At 52.3% G+C, this 20,251-nt stretch carries 20 protein-coding genes, 1 other RNA gene and 1 pseudogene; 12 read left to right on the top strand and 10 right to left on the bottom strand.

The annotated features are described in order from the left end of the window. The first annotated feature begins 23 nt into the window (after nucleotides 1-23). From ABIE10_RS09035 to amtB, 4 genes are all read left to right on the top strand, one after another. Nucleotides 24-1,796 (top strand): SmdA family multidrug ABC transporter permease/ATP-binding protein, encoded by a 1,773-nt coding sequence (locus ABIE10_RS09035; RefSeq protein WP_425135516.1) that lies wholly within the window; start codon nucleotides 24-26, stop codon nucleotides 1,794-1,796. Beyond that, on the top strand, nucleotides 1,789-3,567 hold the full coding sequence (locus ABIE10_RS09030; RefSeq protein WP_053388981.1) for a SmdB family multidrug efflux ABC transporter permease/ATP-binding protein: 1,779 nt from the start codon (nucleotides 1,789-1,791) through the stop codon (nucleotides 3,565-3,567). The genes ABIE10_RS09035 and ABIE10_RS09030 overlap by 8 nt, the downstream gene beginning before the upstream one ends. A gap of 256 nt (nucleotides 3,568-3,823) precedes the next feature. Further along, the gene (glnK, locus tag ABIE10_RS09025) at nucleotides 3,824-4,162 is read left to right on the top strand and encodes a P-II family nitrogen regulator (protein ID WP_003021657.1); all 339 of its coding nucleotides are present in this window, start codon (nucleotides 3,824-3,826) and stop codon (nucleotides 4,160-4,162) included. A gap of 31 nt (nucleotides 4,163-4,193) precedes the next feature. Continuing rightward, complete coding sequence (amtB, locus tag ABIE10_RS09020) at nucleotides 4,194-5,480, top strand: ammonium transporter AmtB (protein WP_008783954.1); 1,287 nt, start codon at nucleotides 4,194-4,196, stop codon at nucleotides 5,478-5,480. A gap of 49 nt (nucleotides 5,481-5,529) precedes the next feature. On the opposite strand, the gene tesB is transcribed toward amtB, so the two are convergent. Further along, the gene (tesB, locus tag ABIE10_RS09015; RefSeq protein WP_016152062.1) at nucleotides 5,530-6,390 is read right to left on the bottom strand and encodes an acyl-CoA thioesterase II; all 861 of its coding nucleotides are present in this window, start codon (nucleotides 6,388-6,390) and stop codon (nucleotides 5,530-5,532) included. A 212-nt stretch (nucleotides 6,391-6,602) separates the two neighbouring features. Between tesB and ABIE10_RS09010 the strand changes: the two genes are divergently transcribed. Next, nucleotides 6,603-7,172 carry a YbaY family lipoprotein gene (locus ABIE10_RS09010; protein ID WP_016152063.1) on the top strand — a complete coding sequence of 190 codons (570 nt, stop codon included), beginning with the start codon at nucleotides 6,603-6,605 and terminating at the stop codon, nucleotides 7,170-7,172. Nucleotides 7,173-7,203: 31 nt separating this feature from the next. Here the strand turns inward: ABIE10_RS09010 and ABIE10_RS09005 are convergent. Further along, nucleotides 7,204-7,593 (bottom strand): annotated as a pseudogene (locus tag ABIE10_RS09005) (MGMT family protein). 84 nt (nucleotides 7,594-7,677) lie between these two features. On the opposite strand from ABIE10_RS09005, the gene ffs reads away from it, so the two are divergent. The 3 genes from ffs to ABIE10_RS08990 all read left to right on the top strand — a co-directional run bounded on the left by ffs (nucleotide 7,678) and on the right by ABIE10_RS08990 (nucleotide 8,438). Continuing rightward, nucleotides 7,678-7,774, top strand: an RNA gene (gene ffs, locus ABIE10_RS09000) — signal recognition particle sRNA small type. A gap of 197 nt (nucleotides 7,775-7,971) precedes the next feature. Beyond that, on the top strand, nucleotides 7,972-8,223 hold the full coding sequence (locus ABIE10_RS08995) for a hypothetical protein (RefSeq protein ID WP_259685574.1): 252 nt from the start codon (nucleotides 7,972-7,974) through the stop codon (nucleotides 8,221-8,223). Next, a complete protein-coding gene (locus ABIE10_RS08990; RefSeq protein WP_016152066.1) occupies nucleotides 8,220-8,438 on the top strand; it encodes a hypothetical protein in 219 nt (72 codons plus the stop codon). The genes ABIE10_RS08995 and ABIE10_RS08990 overlap by 4 nt, the downstream gene beginning before the upstream one ends. Nucleotides 8,439-8,497: 59 nt before the next feature. Here ABIE10_RS08990 and ABIE10_RS08985 read toward each other — a convergent pair whose 3' ends face one another. Beyond that, nucleotides 8,498-9,925: a PLP-dependent aminotransferase family protein gene (locus ABIE10_RS08985; protein WP_047501908.1), complete on the bottom strand. Its 1,428-nt coding sequence runs from the start codon at nucleotides 9,923-9,925 to the stop codon at nucleotides 8,498-8,500. Nucleotides 9,926-10,012: 87 nt separating this feature from the next. On the opposite strand from ABIE10_RS08985, the gene ABIE10_RS08980 reads away from it, so the two are divergent. Next, nucleotides 10,013-10,642 carry a YczE/YyaS/YitT family protein gene (locus tag ABIE10_RS08980; RefSeq protein ID WP_016155872.1) on the top strand — a complete coding sequence of 210 codons (630 nt, stop codon included), beginning with the start codon at nucleotides 10,013-10,015 and terminating at the stop codon, nucleotides 10,640-10,642. A 64-nt stretch (nucleotides 10,643-10,706) separates the two neighbouring features. Next, nucleotides 10,707-11,060, top strand: a complete 354-nt coding sequence (locus ABIE10_RS08975; protein ID WP_003831033.1) for a DUF1428 domain-containing protein — start codon at nucleotides 10,707-10,709, stop codon at nucleotides 11,058-11,060. 51 nt (nucleotides 11,061-11,111) lie between these two features. On the opposite strand, the gene ABIE10_RS08970 is transcribed toward ABIE10_RS08975, so the two are convergent. Next, nucleotides 11,112-12,665 (bottom strand): EAL domain-containing protein, encoded by a 1,554-nt coding sequence (locus tag ABIE10_RS08970; protein ID WP_047501906.1) that lies wholly within the window; start codon nucleotides 12,663-12,665, stop codon nucleotides 11,112-11,114. A 188-nt stretch (nucleotides 12,666-12,853) separates the two neighbouring features. On the opposite strand from ABIE10_RS08970, the gene ABIE10_RS08965 reads away from it, so the two are divergent. Both ABIE10_RS08965 and ykgO read left to right on the top strand, forming a co-directional pair. Next, nucleotides 12,854-13,114 (top strand): type B 50S ribosomal protein L31, encoded by a 261-nt coding sequence (locus ABIE10_RS08965; RefSeq protein ID WP_016152070.1) that lies wholly within the window; start codon nucleotides 12,854-12,856, stop codon nucleotides 13,112-13,114. A 1-nt stretch (nucleotide 13,115) separates the two neighbouring features. Beyond that, nucleotides 13,116-13,256, top strand: coding sequence for a type B 50S ribosomal protein L36 (gene ykgO, locus ABIE10_RS08960; protein WP_005125190.1), 141 nt, complete (start codon nucleotides 13,116-13,118; stop codon nucleotides 13,254-13,256). Nucleotides 13,257-13,334: 78 nt separating this feature from the next. Here the strand turns inward: ykgO and ABIE10_RS08955 are convergent, their stop codons facing one another. The 6 genes from ABIE10_RS08955 to acrA form a co-directional block, all read right to left on the bottom strand. Next, entirely contained in the window at nucleotides 13,335-13,805 is a 471-nt protein-coding gene (locus ABIE10_RS08955) for a YlaC family protein (RefSeq protein ID WP_016152071.1), read from the bottom strand. Nucleotides 13,806-13,921: 116 nt separating this feature from the next. After that, nucleotides 13,922-14,473 (bottom strand): maltose O-acetyltransferase, encoded by a 552-nt coding sequence (gene maa / locus ABIE10_RS08950; RefSeq protein WP_429155340.1) that lies wholly within the window; start codon nucleotides 14,471-14,473, stop codon nucleotides 13,922-13,924. 180 nt (nucleotides 14,474-14,653) lie between these two features. Then, complete coding sequence (locus ABIE10_RS08945) at nucleotides 14,654-14,872, bottom strand: HHA domain-containing protein (protein WP_002892050.1); 219 nt, start codon at nucleotides 14,870-14,872, stop codon at nucleotides 14,654-14,656. A 27-nt stretch (nucleotides 14,873-14,899) separates the two neighbouring features. After that, entirely contained in the window at nucleotides 14,900-15,274 is a 375-nt protein-coding gene (gene tomB / locus ABIE10_RS08940) for an Hha toxicity modulator TomB (RefSeq protein ID WP_019076175.1), read from the bottom strand. Nucleotides 15,275-15,761: 487 nt separating this feature from the next. Further along, the gene (acrB, locus tag ABIE10_RS08935; protein WP_016152073.1) at nucleotides 15,762-18,911 is read right to left on the bottom strand and encodes an efflux RND transporter permease AcrB; all 3,150 of its coding nucleotides are present in this window, start codon (nucleotides 18,909-18,911) and stop codon (nucleotides 15,762-15,764) included. Between the two features lie 22 nt (nucleotides 18,912-18,933). Further along, complete coding sequence (gene acrA, locus ABIE10_RS08930; RefSeq protein WP_016152074.1) at nucleotides 18,934-20,127, bottom strand: multidrug efflux RND transporter periplasmic adaptor subunit AcrA; 1,194 nt, start codon at nucleotides 20,125-20,127, stop codon at nucleotides 18,934-18,936. Nucleotides 20,128-20,251: the final 124 nt, after the last annotated feature.

Here is a 20,251-nt window from a genome sequence, read left to right as displayed (position 1 = left end):
GAAATCTTGTCAGGACATAACGCGTGCGATTATTTGCTCAATTAAGCTGGTACTTCCGCCGGGAGTGGCGTCGCTACCTCGGGGCGGTGGCCCTGCTTATCATCATCGCTATCCTTCAGCTTATTCCGCCGAAAGTGGTCGGGATCATTGTGGATGGCGTGACGACTCAACGCTTCACCACCGAGTGGCTGCTGATGTGGGTGGGAACAATTGCCCTGATTGCAGTGGTGGTTTATTTGCTGCGCTATGTCTGGCGCGTGCTGCTGTTTGGCGCATCCTACCAACTGGCGGTTGAGCTGCGGGAAGATTATTACCGTCAGTTGAGTCGCCAGCATCCAGAATTTTATCTGCGTCACCGCACGGGCGATCTGATGGCGCGTGCGACCAACGATGTCGATCGGGTCGTATTTGCCGCCGGAGAAGGCGTGCTGACGCTGGTAGATTCGCTGGTAATGGGATGTGCGGTGCTGATCGTGATGTCAACGCAGATAAGCTGGCAGCTGACGTTAATTGCGCTGCTGCCGATGCCGGTGATGGCGTTGATGATCAAACGTTACGGCGATCGACTCCATAACCGTTTTAAGCTGGCGCAGGCGGCGTTTTCCAGTCTCAACGACCGTACTCAGGAAAGCCTGACCAGTATTCGCATGATCAAGGCCTTCGGTCTGGAGGATCGGCAATCGGCATTATTTGCCACCGATGCCGAAGATACCGGTAAGAAAAACCTGCGCGTGGCGCGCATTGACGCCCGTTTTGATCCCACGATTTATATCGCCATTGGCATGGCTAACCTACTGGCGATTGCTGGGGGAAGCTGGATGGTGGTGCACGGCTCGCTGACGCTCGGCCAGCTCACCAGCTTTATGATGTATCTGGGTTTGATGATTTGGCCGATGCTGGCGCTGGCATGGATGTTTAACATCGTCGAACGTGGCAGCGCGGCGTATAGCCGTATTCGCGCCATGCTGTCTGAAGCGCCGGTGGTGGATGACGGCACCGAACCGGTACCGGAAGGGCGTGGGGAGCTGGCGGTGGCGATTCGCGAATTTTGCTACCCGCAAACGGCACACCCGGCGCTGGAAAATGTGAACTTCCAGCTTAAACCTGGGCAGATGCTGGGCATTTGTGGGCCTACCGGCGCGGGGAAAAGTACGGTGCTGTCGCTGATTCAGCGTCATTTTGATATCACCCACGGCGATGTGCGCTTTCATGATATCCCCTTAACGCGATTACAACTGGATAGCTGGCGCAGCCGGTTGGCAGTTGTCAGCCAGACGCCATTCCTGTTTTCGGATACCATTGGCAATAACATCGCGTTAGGACGCCCTCAGGCCACGCAGGAAGAGATCGAGTATGTGGCACGCCTTGCCAGCGTTCATGAGGATATTTTACGTCTTCCGCAGGGCTACGACACCGAAGTGGGCGAACGAGGGGTGATGCTGTCTGGAGGGCAAAAACAGCGTATTTCTATCGCTCGAGCGCTACTCCTGAACGCTGAAATCTTGATTCTGGATGATGCGCTGTCGGCGGTAGATGGTCGTACCGAGCATCAGATCCTGCATAACCTGCGCCAGTGGGGCGAAGGCAGAACCGTCATTATTAGCGCCCACCGTTTATCGGCCCTGACGGAAGCCAGTGAGATTATCGTGATGCAGCATGGGCATATTGCCCAGCGCGGCGAGCATGATGCGTTAGTGCAGCAGCCTGGCTGGTATCGCGATATGTACCGCTATCAGCAACTGGAAGCGGCGCTGACTGATGCACCAGAGATAAACGAGGAGGCGGCTAATGCGTAGTTTTGGGCAATTATGGCCGACCCTAAAAAGATTGCTGGCGTATGGCTCTCCATGGCGAAAACAGCTGGCTATTGCGGTAGTCATGCTGTGGGTGGCGGCTGCGGCGGAAGTCAGCGGTCCGCTGCTGATTAGCTATTTTATCGATAACATGGTGGCGAAGAATAATCTGCCGCTGGCGATGGTCGCCGGGCTGGTTGCGGCATATATCGGTCTGCAACTGCTGGCGGCTGGCCTGCATTACGCGCAGTCATTGTTGTTTAACCAGGCGGCAGTTGGCGTAGTACAACAGTTGCGCACCGACGTAATGGACGCTGCGCTGCGCCAGCCGCTCAGCGCCTTTGATACTCAACCCGTCGGGCAGCTAATCTCCCGCGTGACCAACGACACCGAAGTTATTCGCGACCTGTACGTGACGGTGGTAGCAACAGTCCTGCGCAGCGCGGCATTAATTGGCGCCATGCTGGTAGCGATGTTCAGCCTTGAGTGGCGTATGGCGGTAGTGGCGATGGCCATTTTCCCGGCCGTGCTGGTGGTGATGGTGATTTATCAACGCTACAGCACCCCGATTGTGCGCCGGGTTCGCGCTTATCTGGCGGATATTAACGATGGCTTTAACGAAGTCATCAACGGCATGAGTGTTATCCAGCAGTTCCGCCAGCAGGCGCGATTTGGCGAGAGAATGGGCGAAGCAAGCCGCTCGCACTATATGGCGCGTATGCAGACCCTGCGACTGGATGGTTTTTTGTTGCGCCCGCTGCTTAGCCTTTTCTCGGCGCTGATCCTCTGCGGATTGCTGATGCTGTTCAGTTTTACCTCTGGCAGCTCGATCGAGGTTGGCGTGCTGTACGCGTTTATCAGCTATCTCGGCCGTTTGAACGAACCGCTGATCGAGTTGACCACTCAGCAATCAATGCTGCAGCAGGCGGTTGTCGCCGGTGAGCGAGTGTTCGAACTGATGGATGGGCCACGTCAGCGCTATGGTGAAGATGAGCGACCGCTAAAGAGCGGGGACATTGAGGTGGATAACGTTTCATTTGCCTATCGCGACGACAATCTGGTGCTGCAAAATATCAGTATGTCCGTGCCTTCGCGCAGCTTTGTGGCTTTGGTCGGACACACCGGCAGTGGTAAAAGCACGCTCGCCAGCCTGCTGATGGGTTACTACCCGCTGACGCAGGGGGAAATCCGCCTTGATGGACGGCCGCTGTCTTCACTGAGCCACGGTGCGTTACGTCAGGGCATCGCCATGGTGCAGCAGGATCCGGTGGTGATGGCAGATACCTTCCTGGCGAACGTCACGCTGGGCCGCGATATTTCAGAAGAGCGGGTATGGCAGGCGCTGGAGACCGTGCAACTGGCAGAACTGGCGCGAGGTCTGAGCGAGGGGATTCATACCCGGCTGGGCGAGCAGGGCAATAATCTCTCCGTTGGTCAAAAACAGCTGCTGGCGTTGGCGCGGGTGTTGGTTGAAACGCCACAGGTGTTGATCCTCGACGAAGCCACGGCCAGTATTGACTCCGGTACTGAACAGGCCATTCAGCAAGCTCTGGCGGCGGTACGTGAACACACCACGCTGGTGGTGATTGCGCATCGGTTATCGACGATTGTTGATGCGGACACCATTCTGGTGCTGCATCGCGGTCAGGCGGTTGAGCGTGGTACGCACCAGCAATTACTCGCGGCGCAAGGCCGTTACTGGCAGATGTATCAGCTGCAGCTGGCGGGTGAAGAGTTAGCCGCCAGTACGCAAGACGATTCTGTTATCGCCTGATGGCGCGGCGCTTATCCGGTCTGGGGCCAGCACGGTCTCGTAGGCCGGGTAAGGCGTTTACGCTGCCATCCGGCAATCAACAATCTGGTGCAAAAATGTAACGCACTATGCACCGTTATAGTGCGTTTTTTCTTTTTCTCTCCCGGAAGTACCCTGAGAACCTGAATCATCCCGCCTTTTTCATTCCTGGCACATCCCTTGCAATATTCCTCTCGTGTATCTGCAGCCACTACTGAATTCTGACTGGAGGGGATCTATGAAGCTGGTTACCGTGGTAATCAAACCGTTCAAACTGGAAGACGTCCGTGAAGCATTGTCGTCTATTGGTATTCAGGGGCTGACCGTCACCGAAGTGAAGGGGTTTGGCCGACAGAAAGGTCATGCTGAGCTGTACCGTGGGGCTGAATATAGCGTCAATTTTCTGCCGAAGGTGAAGATTGATGTGGCGATTGCCGACGACCAACTGGATGGCGTGATTGATGTCATCAGTAAGGCGGCATACACCGGAAAAATTGGCGACGGCAAAATCTTCGTCGCCGAGCTGCAACGTGTGATTCGTATTCGTACCGGCGAAGCCGACGAAGCCGCACTGTAACGTCTGGCACACAGTGATAGGAAACCAAAAAATGAAGATAGCAACGATGAAAACAGGTATTGCTTCACTGGCGCTGCTGCCGGGACTGGCGATGGCGGCACCGGCGGTTGCGGATAAAGCGGATAACGCTTTTATGATGATCTGTACCGCGCTGGTGCTGTTTATGACCATCCCTGGCATTGCGCTGTTCTACGGCGGTTTGATTCGCGGTAAGAACGTGCTGTCGATGCTGACTCAGGTTACGGTGACATTTGCTCTGGTTTGTATTTTATGGGTGGTTTATGGCTACTCACTGGCCTTTGGCGAAGGAAATAATTTCTTCGGCAACTTCAACTGGGTATTGCTGAAGAATATTGCGCTAACGGCGGTAACGGGGAGCTTCTACCAGTACATTCACGTTGCTTTTCAGGGCTCGTTCGCCTGCATCACCGTTGGGCTAATCGTCGGTGCGCTGGCTGAACGTATTCGCTTCTCCGCGGTGCTGATTTTTGTGGTGGTATGGTTAACGCTGTCGTACATCCCCATTGCGCATATGGTCTGGGGCGGCGGCTTGCTGGCTTCCCACGGCGCGCTGGATTTTGCCGGCGGAACGGTTGTGCACATCAACGCGGCGATTGCCGGTCTGGTAGGCGCGTATCTGATTGGCAAACGTGTCGGTTTTGGCAAAGAAGCTTTTAAACCGCATAACCTGCCGATGGTCTTCACCGGTACCGCTATTCTCTACATTGGTTGGTTTGGCTTTAACGCTGGTTCAGCGGGTACGGCAAATGAAATCGCCGCACTGGCCTTCGTCAATACCGTGGTCGCCACCGCTGCAGCCATCCTCGGATGGATCTTCGGTGAATGGGCGCTGCGTGGTAAACCGTCTCTGCTGGGCGCCTGCTCTGGCGCCATTGCGGGTCTGGTGGGCGTAACACCTGCATGTGGCTATATCGGTGTCGGCGGCGCGCTGATTATCGGTGTCGTTGCGGGTCTGGCAGGCCTGTGGGGCGTGACCATGCTGAAGCGTTTTCTGCGTGTGGACGATCCGTGTGACGTGTTTGGCGTTCACGGTGTGTGCGGTATTGTCGGCTGTATCCTGACCGGAGTTTTCGCTGCCAGCTCTTTGGGAGGCGTGGGCTTTGCCGAGGGCGTGACCATGGGGCATCAGCTGCTGGTGCAACTGGAAAGCGTGGCGATCACCATCGTCTGGTCTGGTGTGGTGGCTTTCATTGGCTATAAGCTGGCGGATATGACGGTTGGTTTGCGCGTACCGGAAGAGCAGGAGCGCGAAGGTCTGGATGTAAACAGTCACGGCGAGAACGCTTACAACGCCTGATTCTCAATTTGCCGGATGGCAACGCTTTTGCGCCACCATCCGGTAATTCTCAATTGCGATTACGCATTACCCCTTCCTGTACGGTAGAAGCGACCAGCACGCCATCCTGGGTATAAAACTCTCCGCGTACAAAGCCCCGGGCACCGGATGCCGAAGTACTCTCGACGTTATATAGCAGCCATTCATTGATATTAAACGGACGGTGGAACCACATAGAATGGTCAATGGTGGCGATCTGAATCCCTTTTTCCAGGAAGCCAATCCCGTACGGTTGCAGCGCAACAGGCAGGAAGTTCAGGTCTGAGGCATAACCCAGCAGATACTGATGGACGCGCAGATCGTCCTGCAGCACGCCGTTAGCGCGAATCCACACCTGGCGCGTCGGAGGTGCGACGTGACCTTTGAGGGGGTTATGAAACTCGACAGGGCGTACTTCCAACGGACGATCGTTGATAAATTTTTCTTTCAACAGCGGCGGCAGCAAATGCGCCACTGAGCGGGCAATTTCCGTTTCTGATTTCAGCTCATCGGGACCCGGCGCATCCGGCATGGTTTTCTGATGTTCAAATCCGTCTTCCGGTGCCTGAAAAGAGGCGGTCATGTAAAAAATGGGTTTACCATTCTGGATCGCGGCAACGCGGCGCGCGCTGAAGCTGTTACCATCACGCAGGACTTCCACATCATAGATGATGGGCTTTTGGCTATCGCCGGGGCGTAAAAAGTAGCTGTGAAAAGAGTGCACCAGACGCTCTTCCGGTACGGTTTCTTTTGCGGCATACAGCGCCTGACCGACAACCTGTCCCCCAAAAACCTGACGTAACCCTAAGTCTTCACTTTGGCCCCGAAAGAGTCCTTCTTCAATTTTTTCCAGATTTAACAATGTCAGCAAATTTTTCAGTGCCAGACTCATACGTGCTCTCCAGGTGATATCGATGTCGCAGCGAGGTAGGCAGAGTATAACGCAATTTTAAAAGTGGTCCGATGGGTGCAATTGTCTGAATTACTGGCCTATTACAGGCAAAAATAGCTGTCTTGTGCCACACTTAGTCACGTTATGTTTTTGTTAACCACTCTTCTGGCGAGGAAAGTTCTCGCTGGTGCATAGATGATAAGGAGAATTTAATGAAACTCGTGCACATGGTAAGTGGTTTAGCGGTTGCAGTCGCTCTGGCGGCCTGTGCCGATAAAAGCGCTGATATTCAGACACCTGCGCCAAGCCCTAATACGTCAATTTCTGACACACAGTCTAAAATTCAGCAGCCAAATGTCTCCGGTACAGTATGGATCCGTCAGAAAGTGGCCTTGCCACCCGATGCGGTGCTAACCGTTACGCTGTCAGATGCTTCACTGGCCGATGCGCCGTCAAAAGTGCTGTCGCAAAAAGCGGTCCGTACTGAAGGTAAACAGGCGCCATTCAGCTTTGTATTACCGTTTAACCCGGCAGATATTCAACCTAACGCCCGTATTCTGCTGAGTGCGGCTATTACGGTAAATGATAAACTGGTCTTTATTACTGATACCGTTCAGACGGTCATCAATCAGGGTGGGACTAAAGCCGACCTGACGTTGGTCCCTGTACAGCAAACAGCAGTACCGGTTCAGGCGAGCGGTGGGGCTACTACCACGGTTCCGTCTACTTCACCAACCCAGGTGAATCCGTCATCTGCGGTTCCGGCTCCCACGCAGTACTAAAGTCGTTGTAACCCTCTCCGCCTGGAGAGGGTTAGTACACCCAGCGATAGCGCTGTAAATCGATCTGTCCGCTTCCTGAAACCACTATTCCTTCTGCCAGCAACGCCTGACGTTGTCGTTGCAGGTCGGGGCCCGTCAGCGAAATGGCTCCGTGGCGATTGACCACCCGATGCCAGGGCAGGGTGCTGCCTTCGGGGAGACGCTTAAGCACGCCGCCTACCTGACGCGCAGCGCGCGGCGATCCCGCAAGCCGGGCAACATCGCCATACGTGGTGACGAAACCTTCGGGGATTGAAGCGACAATTTGCCAGACGCGTTGGGGGAAAGAGTCCTGTATATCCATCATTTATTCCTGCGCTAATCCTCCAGCATAATGCCGAATGGCGAAGGAGTGAAGCCGCATTGCACAAGAAAACAGCATCCGATGCTGGATGGGTTGCAATTACAGGGTGCAGCAGTGATAATGCGCCTGCGCGTTGGTTAACAACGCTCTCAATGGGGGCTCTGTTGGTTCTCCCGCAACACTACTCTGTTTACCAGGTCAGGTCCGGAAGGAAGCAGCCAAGGCAGATGACGTGTGTGCCGGGATGTAGCTGGCAGGGCCCCCACCCAATTCTGCCGTCCGGCAATTTCTCTTCTGTTTATCTTCTTTTCTTTGTCATCGGATCGTCATTTTATTGTCATCAAATACTGTCACTGTGTTTTGGGGATGTTATTTGAGCTTTTGCCGCCGCCATTGCGCTGTAATGACATGGTCTTACATCCGGTGTGTTGTGGCTGACCACAAGGATTTTCTACGATGTCGACCGCTGTATTGAATGTCAAAGTTGATGAGGCGCTAAAAGAAAAGCTTCGCCATTATGCTGAAGTGCATAATGAAAATTTGAGTATCGCCACGGAAAAACTGCTACTGATCGCGTTTTCCGTCATTGAAGAGGTGGGAGTCTCCGCTGAGGATATCGATAGCCAGCATACGGAAGAATCCGTAGTTGACGCACTGACTCCTAAAGAAATCAAAGCATTGCGAAGATTACTGAAGAAGAAAAAATGAAACAACAATCGCTCTCAACCGCTTGTAATTACGGCGAAGCCTGTGAAATGCTGCGCTCCGGTTATGTGAAACACGTTCGTCTGAGCTGGAATGTCGGCAGCGATGAATTCTTCCGTATTGCCTCCGACTGGTGTGATGCCGGGGCAAAAATTAAGAAAGACGGTGAGAATTTCGTGATTTCCCTGAAGGGTTTTCCGGTTCCTCCTCAGCGGTAGTATTGCCAGGACCTCCTCGTCCATCACGGCATTCAAGAGCGAGTCCTTTAACTCGTCGTTTAGATTATTTTACGCATTTTCCCGCCGCTGGCCTGCAAACGCAGGCTATCCCAAATGGGTTGCAACACTCTGAAGGCGGCACACGCTGTGTCATCCGGCAACGTGAAGGGCATACGCAAAAATCGGTCGAATGCGCCATCAAGGCCGAACCGCGTACCGGTTCCCAACTGAATGCCTGCGCTTTCGGCGCGCGTGGCAAAGAGCGTCGCCAGCGTATCAGGCAGTTCAACCCAGAAAGAGAGTCCTCCTTGTGGCTGGGTAAATTGCCATTCCGGAAAATGTGAGTTCATCAGGCGCGAGCACAGGTCTCGCTGTGATGTGAGCCGGCGTCTTCTGTCAGGAAGAAAGTCCTCGGCGTTATCCAGCAGCCAACTGGTGGCGAGTTGTTCAAGCACCGGGGAGCCCAAATCGAAGGTGTCGCGGGTTTGGACCAGCGCGGCAATGGTACGCGCCGACGCCCGAATCCAGCCCAGACGTAATCCGCCCCAAAAGCTTTTCCCTGCTGAACCGAGCAGGATGATTGGGGCATCGCGATTGAATGCGGCAAGCGGCGGTGGCGGTGGGGCGTCATACCACAGGTTCACCATGGTCTCATCGACCACCAACGTCGTGTGGGTTCTTTCAGCAATATCCGCCACGACCTGGCGAGTAGCGGTGTCCATACAGCGCCCGGTCGGGTTGTGAAAATCCGGCATCAGATAGGCCATTCTCGGTGCAGTTTGCGCGATGGTGGCGACCAGACCCGCCGTATCCCAACCGTGCTCGGGCAGCGACACGCCGACGGGGCGACATGACGCCCCTTGTATTGCTGCAATGGCCAGCGGATAAGTGGGGTGATCTACCACTACGCGATCGCCGGGGCCGGTGAGTAAACGCAGGATCAACGCCAGACCGCTGACCGCGCCGTTCACGACCATTATTTCGTCGGGCTGCGTCGGGAGTCCGCGTTCGCAATAATGCCGGGCGATGGATTCACGCAAAACCGACAGTCCCTGCGGTAGATACCCGGAGCTCAGCAGATGCTGCGGCATTGCGAACAGTGCCTGCTGGTAAGCCTGATGAATTTCAGGACCGGCACTCAGCGCTGCCGTGGACAAATCAAGCGCTGTGCCAGTGCTGGTCCGCGTTGGCACATGGCGAATGTGTTCCGGCAGGATCACCCGTGAACCGCTACCATGTCGGCTTTCCAGATATCCCTCCTCACGCAGTTGCGCCATGGCGCTGGCGACGGTGGTTCGGCTGACTTGCAGAACGGCAGCGAGTTCGCGTTCACCGGGCAAGCGGCTATCCAGCGCCAGTCGCCCATCGAGGATCAGCAAACGTAACGCTTCTGCCAACTGTCGCCAGATGGGCGTTCGCGAGGGACTTTCCTGCCAGTGTCCGAGCAGGCGTTGCAAAGACTGGCTTCCGTAACGGCGAGATGACATAGCAGTCCACTTTTTGAAAACTGGACATTAATCATAGTGCCAATTGCGGTGAAGATGAAAGTTATCTGAGAGTAAGAGGGGAAGAACATGCTGCGTCGTTTACTTCAGCTGTTTATCGGGCTGACGCTGTACGGTGTGTCGACGGCGATGTTTGTCCGTGCCGATTTAGGGGCCGATCCGTGGAACGTGTTTCACCTGGGGGTGGCAAATTTACTGTCGATGAATATCGGCGTGGTGATTATTGCCGTGGGTGTGTTGGTGCTTCTGGCGTGGATACCGCTACGCCAGCGCCCAGGGTTTGGCACGTTAAGCAACGTGATTATGATTGGGCTGGCGGCAGATGTCGCGCTGCTGGTGATTCCGGGATTTGAATCCCTGCTGGCGCGCAGCGGGCTGCTGGTGTCAGCGGTGATACTGAATGCGTTAGCAACCGCTCTGTACATTGGTGCCGGTTTTGGCGCGGGCCCGCGTGACGGTCTGATGACTGGAATTCACGCGCGTACCGGCTGGCCAGTACGACGAATTCGAACCGCAATCGAAGTGTCCGTGTTGCTTATTGGTTGGCTGTTGGGGGGAACCGTTGGGTTTGGAACGGTGCTGTATGCACTGGCTATTGGGCCGCTGATTCAAATTTGCCTGCCATGGTTTTGCCATCAGCCGCAGGCGCGTATTCGTATCAGGAATGCGCCTGGGGCACGATCGCCTGCTGGCGACTAAACTTAACCTCGACTGACGCGGCCGGAATCGGCTTGCCGCGCAGTACACTTCGGAGGTTTTTCTCATGAAGTATGTTGATGGCTTTGTGGTTGCCGTACCCGCTGAAAACAAGGAGGCGTACATTGCGATGGCGGCAAAAGCAGCTCCGCTTTTCAAGGAGTTCGGTGCATTGCGCGTGGTGGAGTGCTGGGCAGATGATGTCCCCGACGGCAAACTGACCGATTTTCGCATGGCTGTGAAAGCGCAGGATCATGAAGAAGTGGTATTCAGCTGGATTGAATACCCTTCCAAAGAGGTCCGCGATGCGGCGAATCAGAAGATGATGTCCGATCCCCGTATGAAGGAATTCGGTGAATCTATGCCATTTGATGGCAAGCGAATGATCTACGGTGGATTTGCGCCCATTATGGAAGAGTGATGTGACTGGCTGTGCGGCGTGCCGCCAGCCATCTCACCATCAACAGCCATGCTAAAGCCGTTTTTCTGCCCACAGAATAAATTCTGCTTTCGGCAGCGCTTTACTGTAAAGCCAGCCCTGACCGTACTGCACGCCGTGCTGGCGTAGCCAGGCTTCCTGATTCTCGGTTTCAATACCTTCTGCCACCATCTCCAGCTTCAGCGTTTTCGCGATCTCGATGATATGCGGCGTGACGTTGTTGTACTCCAGCGCATCGACGAACGATTTGTCGATCTTCAGGATATCCACATCCAGATCCTGCAAATAGCTAAGACTTGAATAGCCGGTACCAAAGTCATCAATATAGATCGAATGGCCTGCCTGTCGGTATTTAGCAATAAACGGCGCGCTGTTTTTTGGGTCGGCAAATTCGCGTTCGGTCAGTTCCAGTGCGATTTGTGCAGGCTTAAGTTGCCAATGGTTCACCTTCTGGCTTAACAGAGCAGGAAGTGTTTCGGAGGTCAGATCGGCTGACTCAAGGTTAATGGATATATGCTGGTGGGGATATTGACGCAGCCATTTTCCTAAATCGTCAAATACGCTTTCAATAATCAAACGGGTGAGCGGCTCTGAAAGCCCGGTCTCTTGCGCCAGTGCGACGAAAATCTCAGGCGACAGATAGCTCCCGTCGGCCTGTGGCCAGCGAGCCAGCGCCTCTGCCCCGACCACTTTCCCCGTTTTGAGCGAGATAATCGGTTGGTAGTAGACCTTAATATCCCGATGCTGGATAGCGTCCTGCAACTGGTGATGAGGGGACTGTAAACGGCGCAAAATACGCAGAATAAAGGCTGCGGTGAGTAAGCCGAGAAGGATCCCTGCCGGCAGCCAGATGAGCGCTTGTCGGTGCCAGCTTTTTTGCAAAGGTACAGTGGATGCCCAGGTTACAACCGTAATGCCCAGTTCGGGGAAGGGGCGGGCGTTATAAATACTGCCGTCTTTCTGCAGATGGGTAATCGAATGCTCTAGTTGCACATGTTGTAAAACATCCGGTGGCAGATCGGTGCTACTGGCTACCACCGTGTTACGCGCGGTACCAAGGATAGCGACTTCAATCGGCCATGAGCCAAACGGGATGACATCAATAAAAGAACCGGGATCGATCATCACGACGTAATGCTTGCTACCTAATGCCGCCATAAAACGCTTGATGCCCAAATCGTTTTGCATGGTCAACCATGCGTGGTAGCCATCGGGCGTGATTTTCATTGCTGGAGGAAACGCGGCTGCCCGGCTTCTTTTTTCCAGGGATGAGCATTGTGGAACGTTATCTTTGAGGTACAGCACTTCCTGAATATAGCGATAGCTATATGACAAACGACGCATTTCAAGCAGATGCTCTTCACTACAAGGTTCACCCTGAAAAGCTTCAATATGGCGCAACGCTTTTTTGGCCTGTTCACCTACGCGTTCCGTACGTAATGCGACTCGGGTTGAGAACATATCGAGTTCATCGATAAATTTCGTTTCGACCTGACGATGCGCCAGCCACAGGCTTAAACCTACGGGCGCGAGGATGGAAAGAAACAGCACCCCAGTCACCAGGCTTATCAGATGTCGTGTTATCACAGTGATATCCTTATTAACACAGCGTAGGGAAAGTATATCCGAAAGCCGAAAAAGCTATTCGATTGGCATCATATATTTACGGCCACTTATCATCCCGTTTAACTCTTAATCGCGTAAACCAGGTTGTGATTTATACAAGAGTGGTGTATTTTGATTGTTATGTTATAACGTAGCAAATTGAGGTTGCCATGAAGCCGGATATTCATCCTTTTTACCGTACTGTGGTGTTTCACGATACCAGTGCCAATGAATTTTTTAAGGTCGGCTCGACCATTAAAACGGAACGTGAGATTGAGTTTGAGGGGAAAATGTATCCGTACGTGACCCTGGATATCTCTTCCAAATCGCATCCGTACTATACCGGGAAACAAAAAACCTTTGATAACGAAGGCAGTGCAGCACGTTTCCAGAAACGTTTTGGTCATTTTATTGGCACTAAGCGAGGTTAAGATGCAGGTACTCAATTCACTTCGTAGTGCAAAACAGCGTCATCCTGACTGCCAGATAGTGAAACGCAAAGGGCGTTTGTACGTCATCTGCAAAACGAATCCGCGCTTTAAAGCTGTTCAGGGGCGTAAAAAAAGACGTTAGTTTCTTTACCAACATTTCAGGGATTAAAGTGCGTTTCCTTCATCGGGACGCACTTTTTTTATCTGCGTTGAGATGTCGTTACTGACTGGTCTGGGGGCGGGTTAGCGTAAAGACATCGTAAAACGAGAGTTCACCCTTACGCGATATCATCTTTTGCAGCTGCGCTTTATGTTCGCTATCGACGGAAGGTGAGTGCAGGATGGTATCGATGAGTGAAGGGGGGACAAAGCGCGTGTTATACCATTCCCCGTTATAGCAAACTCTGAAATCCAGTACGTCGATATCTTCAAAGCGGTATCGCGGCGCAACGTCGAAAAAGAAAAACGCGTTGAGTATGACGAACAGAACCACCAGCAGCCATACTGAATCGACTAACGTTTCTGACTGCAGCATCACCGCCAGCGTGGCAAACCACGCAACATACATGCCGATGAACAAGCCGGGATGTTTGCGAATAAAGCTGATGCTAAAGCGCGGTTTGTTGTCGCGCTTTTCGCGAATATTTAAGTCGTCGATGGTTTCGGTAAGCAGGCGCTGTATTTCTGTCATCTCTTGCCTTTGTAGTGTCTGCGATATTCAGATGCGATCGCCCTATTTTAAAAGGGGATACCTTGTGAAGAAAGTAACAGATTAACCACAATTTAGCATAACAGTTACATTTAAGATCACAGCGTTTTGATAATCCTGACGGGATTGCCCCCAACCACGCAGTTTGCCGGAACGCTTTTCGTGACCACCGCGCCTGAGGCCACAACCACGTTATCACCCAACGTTACGCCAGGGTTTATCACTGCGCGTCCACCTATCCAGACGTTGTTGCCAATAGTCACGGGTTTGCCGAGCTCCATGCCACTGTTTCGCTCGGTGGCATCCAGCGGGTGGGTGGCGGTATAAATATGGACTCCTGGGGCTAACATGCAGTTGTCGCCAATATGGATCGGGCAGACGTCGAGCATAACGCAGTCGAAGTTGGCGTAAAATTCTTTACCGAGATAGATGTTATAGCCGTAATCACAACGAAAAGAGGGTTCAATATAAGCCCCTTCGCTCTGGCCCAACAGCTCATGCAGGATAGCTTGTCGCGCATTTTTTTCATCGGGAGCGGTGAGGTTGTAGCGATGGGTCAACTGACGAGCGCGTAGTCGGTCGTGGCGCAATGTTTCATCCGCCGGGCGATAAAGTTCACCGGCGATCATTTTTTGCTTTTCATTACTCATTACGAATTTCCTGTGTACTGGAGGTCATTTCAACACAGTAAAACGCAATGCAAGCAAGGGGAACGTTCCCACTTCTTCGCTGTGATCGTAGTCACGTGATTTGATTTAAATAACCATTGTAAATACGAAAATGGTCAGCCAGACAAATGTACCGCTATACCTGACTTAACCCGTGAGCAATTAGCGAATGAATTTCCAAACAGAAGTTGGAATCTTGTCGTAGAGCTTATTCATGGTCAATTCAGCAAGGCGGTGATCTGCTGCTGAGTAAAATACAGCCAGTTCGTTGTCGGACAATTCATATTTATTTTTTTCAATAACGCGCTCAAGTGTGTCAATTGTCTGACAACGTCGCAGGCGCATCAAATAATCAGTTTTAGTTAATGGTTTATCGGACATAAATCTTACCTATGATTGTAATAATTTTTAACAAGACAAACTAACAGGATTAGCCCTGGTGGCATTGACAAAACAGCGAAACAGTCGATTACCTGACTTCCGCCATTTCTGCAGATCCTGCGTATTAATACCATAACTGCTGAACAACATAAAAGTGTCATCCAGGTATTCATCTATCTGCGCGACCAGCTTATTGTCCTCATTGTACTTAATTTTATAATTAAGTGCGAAGGTTGCAATATGCTCTATCAGTTCATTGAGCTGCAAGCTGGTGGCAGAGGTAGGGTCATTAACCCAGCCATGGTTACTTTGTTCAAGGTTTGCAAGACAGTCATGATACAGGGTTTCGCAGAGAAATTTAAGCTGCGCGATATCATGTCTTTTGGGTGAGTATTCATCCATAACGCATCCCCTTCTTCGTGGCTTAAACTAACCGAACACCTTCGGGATGGATACAACAGACTACCTGGAACTTGCCCGCGACTCCTGATGATTTAACTATAATCTAGTCTAAAAAAGATTTCATCGTCATATCACGAAAAATTACAATTATGCAAACTTATGATGTCAGGTCATTTTTACATTTTAACAGATAAATGCGGTTATTCCGAATCGGACAATTTCTTTATTCTTCGGGCAATCATCGAGTTATCTTGATTAGGTTTAGCAACGAAAGGTAACAATCGACAATGTGAACCGCTTACCAGGAATAATCTTAATATTTATTAAAGTAAATAAGAACTCTCAATGATTTTTAAGAATAGCCTTTAAGGCTACAGGGATTATATCGCTTATTTACCCTGGAGAAAATAAACGAAATAGCAATAAGTGATTTTTATGATTTTTCCAGAAAAAAGGCCGCTTGCGCGGCCTTATCTTTAGAGATCTATCAATGATGGTCTACTGAGTGGCTATGCTCAAGATCTTCACTTTTGCGGCTAAAGCGGCGGCGTACCACCACAAAGAACACCGGAACAAAGAAGATAGCCAACACGGTTGCCGTCACCATCCCGCCCATTACGCCAGTACCAACGGCGTTCTGCGCGCCGGAGCCTGCGCCGGAGCTGATAACCAGCGGCATTACGCCCAGAATAAAGGCCAGCGATGTCATCAGGATCGGACGTAAACGCATGCGGACCGCATCCAGCGTCGCCTCTATCAGACCTTTACCCTCTTTATCCATCAAGTCTTTGGCGAATTCGACGATAAGTATCGCGTTCTTCGCCGACAACCCAATGGTTGTGAGCAGGCCTACCTGGAAGTAAACGTCGTTGGTCAGGCCGCGGAACGTTGCCGCCAGCAATGCACCGATAACACCTAACGGTACCACCAGCATGACGGAGAACGGAATTGACCAGCTCTCGTACAATGCCGCCAGACACAGGAATACGACAATCAGTGAAATGGCATACAGAGCAGGGGCCTGGTTGCCGGACAGTCGTTCCTGGTAGGACATACCGGTCCAGTCATAGCCGATACCGGATGGCAGTTTGCTGGCCAGTTCCTCCATCATTGCCATGGCTTCACCAGTACTTTTACCCGGTGCGGCCTGGCCTAAGATTTCCATGGAAGGCAGACCGTTATAGCGTTCCAGACGCGGTGAACCATATTCCCAACGTGAGGTAGAGAAGGCGGAGAACGGTACCATCTGTCCATCGCTACCGCGGACATACCAGTTTCCAATATCTTCCGGCAACATACGGTATTTCGCTTCAGACATGATGTAAACTTTCTTCACACGACCACGGTCGATGAAGTCATTTACGTAGCTTCCGCCCCATGCTGCACCCAGCGTTGTATTAATATCACTAATGGATACACCCAGAGCCTGCGCTTTTTCCTGATCGATATCGATCTTGAACTGCGGCGTATCTTCCAGACCGTTAGGACGTACGCCGACTAACAGATCAGGATGTTTCGCAACTTCACCAAACAGCTGGTTACGCGCCTGAGTCAGCTTCTCATGACCTAAACCTGCCTGGTCAATCAGCTGGAAGTCGAAACCGGTCGCGGTCCCTAACTCCACAATCGCTGGCAGGTTAAAAGCAAAGACCATCGCGTCTTTAATCTGCGAGAATGCGCCCATCGCACGTTGAGTAATTGCCTCAACCTTGTTCTCTTCGCCTGGACGTTCACTCCAGTCTTTCAGAGACACGAATGCGATACCGGTGTTCTGACCACGTCCTGCAAAACCGAAGCCGTTAACGGCAAACACCGATTCAACGTTCGCTTTTTCTTTGGTCAGATAGTAATCCGTCATTTCGTCCAGCACCTTCTGGGTACGCTCTTGCGTTGCACCCGCTGGCAGCTGAGCCATTGACAGGAATACCCCCTGGTCTTCATCTGGCAGGAACGAGCTTGGCAGACGAACGAACAGATAGGCCATACCCACGACGATGATCAGATACAGCGCCAGATAACGACCGGTGCTGCGCAGAATTCCGCCCACGCTGTCGGTGTAATGGTGCGTGCTCTTATCGAACATGCGGTTAAACCAGCCGAAGAAACCTTTTTTGCCTTCTCCGTGATCGCCTTTAGCAACCGGTTTGAGCATGGTCGCACACAGGGCAGGGGTCAGAATCAATGCCACCAGGACTGATAACGCCATCGCCGAAACAATGGTGATGGAGAACTGACGGTAAATTGCACCGGTAGATCCCCCGAAGAAGGCCATCGGAATAAATACCGCTGACAGCACCATAGCGATACCAACCAGTGCGCCCTGAATCTGGCCCATCGATTTACGCGTTGCTTCCTTCGGCGGTAGCCCTTCCTCAGCCATTACACGTTCAACGTTCTCGACCACAACGATGGCGTCATCCACCAACAGGCCGATGGCGAGCACCATCCCGAACATCGTCAGCGTGTTTATCGAGAAGCCGAAAATCGCAAGGACGGCAAACGTACCCAATAGCACCACTGGCACGGCGATAGTCGGAATCAGCGTCGCGCGGAAGTTCTGCAGGAACAGATACATTACCAGGAACACGAGGATGATGGCTTCCGCCAGCGTTTTCACTACTTCGTGAATAGAGATTTTCACGAACGGCGTGGTGTCATACGGGTAAACGATCTTCAGACCTGACGGGAAGAACGGTTCCATCTTCTTCAGTTCATCGCGGATAGCGTTTGCGGTGTCCAGGGCGTTAGCGCCTGTCGCCAGCTTGATACCCAGACCGGATGCTGGTTTACCGTTGAACTTCGCAATGATGTCGTAGTTCTCGCCACCCAGTTCGACTTTCGCTACGTCACGCAGACGCACCTGGGAACCGTCCTGATTCACTTTCAGCAGAATTTTGCTGAACTCATCGGCGGAGGTCAGACGGGTTTGCGCGATGATCGAAGCGTTAAGTTGCTGGCCTTTCACCGGCGGCGTACCGCCTAACTGACCGGCTGCAACCTGGGCGTTCTGCGCTTTGATGGCGCTGATCACATCAACCGGCGTCAGCTGGAAGTTATTCAGTTTGTTCGGATCCATCCAGATGCGCATCGCGTACTGGGAACCGAACAGCTGAACATCACCCACACCTGAAGTACGGCTGATGGCGTCCTTCATGTTGGCGCCCACGTAGTCGGAAATATCCTCCTGCGTCATGGTGCCGTTGGTGTTGATTACGCCGACAACCATCAGGAAGCTACTGGATGATTTCTCAACGCTCACACCCTGTTGTTGTACTTCCTGCGGCAGAAGCGGCATTGCCAGTTGCAGTTTGTTCTGCACCTGTACCTGCGCGATATCCGCATCAGTACCAGACTGAAAGGTAAGCGTGATCTGCACGGTACCCGTGGAGTCACTGTTTGAGGACATGTACATCAGGTTATCGATACCGTTCATATTCTGTTCGATAACCTGCGTAACAGTATCCTGTACTGTTTTGGCATCAGCGCCAGGGTAGGTCGCGGAGATCGTCACTGCTGGCGGTGCAATAGTCGGATATTGCGCTACCGGCAATTTGAGGATCGCGAGCCCCCCTGCCAACATGATGATAATGGCGATCACCCACGCAAATATTGGGCGATCGATAAAGAAATTAGGCATGTCTTAACGGCTCCTGTTTAAGTTAAGACTTGGACTGTTCAGGCTGGCTACCGCTTGCAGCTTGCTGGTTGTTATCAGCGGTGATTTCCTGCGCTTTTACCTGCGCGCCAGGACGTACTTTTTGCAGCCCAGTGACAATCACGCGGTCGCCCGGTTTAAGTCCATCAGTGACTAACCATTTGTCGCCAATCGCTTGTGCGGCAACAATTTGACGGGTTTCAACTTTGTTATCTGCACCGATAACCAATGCACTGGCATCGCCACGCGGTGTGCGGGTAACGCCTTGCTGTGGAACCAGTAATGCAGTTGGGTTAGTCCCTTCTTCCAGACGAGCACGGACGAACATACCCGGCAGTAAGGTGTGATCCGGGTTAGGGAAGATTGCGCGTAACGTAATCGACCCGGTGGTTTGATCTACCGTGACATCAGAAAATTCCAGCGTACCGGACTGCGGGAATTTAATGCCGTCATTGGTCACCAGTTCGACTTTCGCTTTACCGTTTTCCTGCTTCAGCGTGCCGTTGGCCAACTCTTGTTTCAGGCGCAGGAAATCGTTGCTTGACTGCGTCACGTCCACATAGATGGGATCCAACTGCTGAACGGTTGCCAGTGCGGTTGCCTGACCGTTTTGCACCAGAGCGCCTTCAGTAACGGATGATTTACCAATGCGGCCGCTGATCGGCGACGTTACTTTGGTATAAGCCAGATTGATGCGTGCAGTTTCTACCGCGGCTTTCGCGGCGACAACGGAGGCGTTCGCCTGCTGTGCGTCTGCCAGTGCACTATCGTAATCCTGTTGACTGATGTACTTAGTACCCAACAGTTTCTGATAACGTTTAACCGTCAGTTGAGCGATATTTGCTGCGGCTTGTGCTTTTGCCAGATCGCCTTTTGCGCTTTCATAAGCGGCCTGGTAAGTAGCAGGATCAATCTGATAGAGAGATACACCCGCTTCGATGTCACCACCTTCCGTGAAATTACGCTTCAGGATAATACCGCTAACCTGAGGACGAACTTCTGCAATGCGATACGCACTGGTGCGACCCGGGAGTTCGGTTGTTATCTGTAGAGGTTCAGTTTTGAGCGTAACAACTCCAACCTCTGGCATCTGCTGGCCCCCTTGTTGGGCCTGTTTGTCGTCACATCCTGTTAGCGCTAAGCTGCCTGAGAGCATCAGAACGACTGCCAGAGGCGTTAACCCTCTGTTTTTGTTCATATGTAAACCTCGAGTGTCCGATTTCAAATTGATCAATGGCTGAAAGCCCATAAACCCATTGCTGCGTTTATATTATCGTCGTGCTATGGTACATACATTCACAAATGTATGTAAATCTAACGCC

It is taken from the genome of Citrobacter sp. 506, from assembly GCF_050434985.1.
GTDB lineage: Bacteria > Pseudomonadota > Gammaproteobacteria > Enterobacterales > Enterobacteriaceae > Citrobacter > Citrobacter braakii.
Note: the sequence above shows the minus strand (reverse complement) of the source record. Positions and strands in the feature narration are given on the sequence as shown.

What these genes read in the sequence shown, in the direction of transcription:
- tomB (WP_019076175.1), bottom strand. Translation starts at nt 15,274, where the DNA reads ATGGATGAATACTCACCCAAAAGACATGATATCGCGCAGCTTAAATTT.
- ABIE10_RS09030 (WP_053388981.1), top strand. Translation starts at nt 1,789, where the DNA reads ATGCGTAGTTTTGGGCAATTATGGCCGACCCTAAAAAGATTGCTGGCG.
- ABIE10_RS08975 (WP_003831033.1), top strand. Translation starts at nt 10,707, where the DNA reads ATGAAGTATGTTGATGGCTTTGTGGTTGCCGTACCCGCTGAAAACAAG.
- ykgO (WP_005125190.1), top strand. Translation starts at nt 13,116, where the DNA reads ATGCAGGTACTCAATTCACTTCGTAGTGCAAAACAGCGTCATCCTGAC.
- ABIE10_RS09010 (WP_016152063.1), top strand. Translation starts at nt 6,603, where the DNA reads ATGAAACTCGTGCACATGGTAAGTGGTTTAGCGGTTGCAGTCGCTCTG.
- glnK (WP_003021657.1), top strand. Translation starts at nt 3,824, where the DNA reads ATGAAGCTGGTTACCGTGGTAATCAAACCGTTCAAACTGGAAGACGTC.
- ABIE10_RS08980 (WP_016155872.1), top strand. Translation starts at nt 10,013, where the DNA reads ATGCTGCGTCGTTTACTTCAGCTGTTTATCGGGCTGACGCTGTACGGT.
- ABIE10_RS08985 (WP_047501908.1), bottom strand. Translation starts at nt 9,925, where the DNA reads ATGTCATCTCGCCGTTACGGAAGCCAGTCTTTGCAACGCCTGCTCGGA.
- ABIE10_RS08995 (WP_259685574.1), top strand. Translation starts at nt 7,972, where the DNA reads ATGTCGACCGCTGTATTGAATGTCAAAGTTGATGAGGCGCTAAAAGAA.
- tesB (WP_016152062.1), bottom strand. Translation starts at nt 6,390, where the DNA reads ATGAGTCTGGCACTGAAAAATTTGCTGACATTGTTAAATCTGGAAAAA.
- maa (WP_429155340.1), bottom strand. Translation starts at nt 14,473, where the DNA reads ATGAGTAATGAAAAGCAAAAAATGATCGCCGGTGAACTTTATCGCCCG.
- ABIE10_RS08990 (WP_016152066.1), top strand. Translation starts at nt 8,220, where the DNA reads ATGAAACAACAATCGCTCTCAACCGCTTGTAATTACGGCGAAGCCTGT.
- ABIE10_RS08955 (WP_016152071.1), bottom strand. Translation starts at nt 13,805, where the DNA reads ATGACAGAAATACAGCGCCTGCTTACCGAAACCATCGACGACTTAAAT.
- amtB (WP_008783954.1), top strand. Translation starts at nt 4,194, where the DNA reads ATGAAGATAGCAACGATGAAAACAGGTATTGCTTCACTGGCGCTGCTG.
- ABIE10_RS08945 (WP_002892050.1), bottom strand. Translation starts at nt 14,872, where the DNA reads ATGTCCGATAAACCATTAACTAAAACTGATTATTTGATGCGCCTGCGA.
- acrA (WP_016152074.1), bottom strand. Translation starts at nt 20,127, where the DNA reads ATGAACAAAAACAGAGGGTTAACGCCTCTGGCAGTCGTTCTGATGCTC.
- acrB (WP_016152073.1), bottom strand. Translation starts at nt 18,911, where the DNA reads ATGCCTAATTTCTTTATCGATCGCCCAATATTTGCGTGGGTGATCGCC.
- ABIE10_RS08965 (WP_016152070.1), top strand. Translation starts at nt 12,854, where the DNA reads ATGAAGCCGGATATTCATCCTTTTTACCGTACTGTGGTGTTTCACGAT.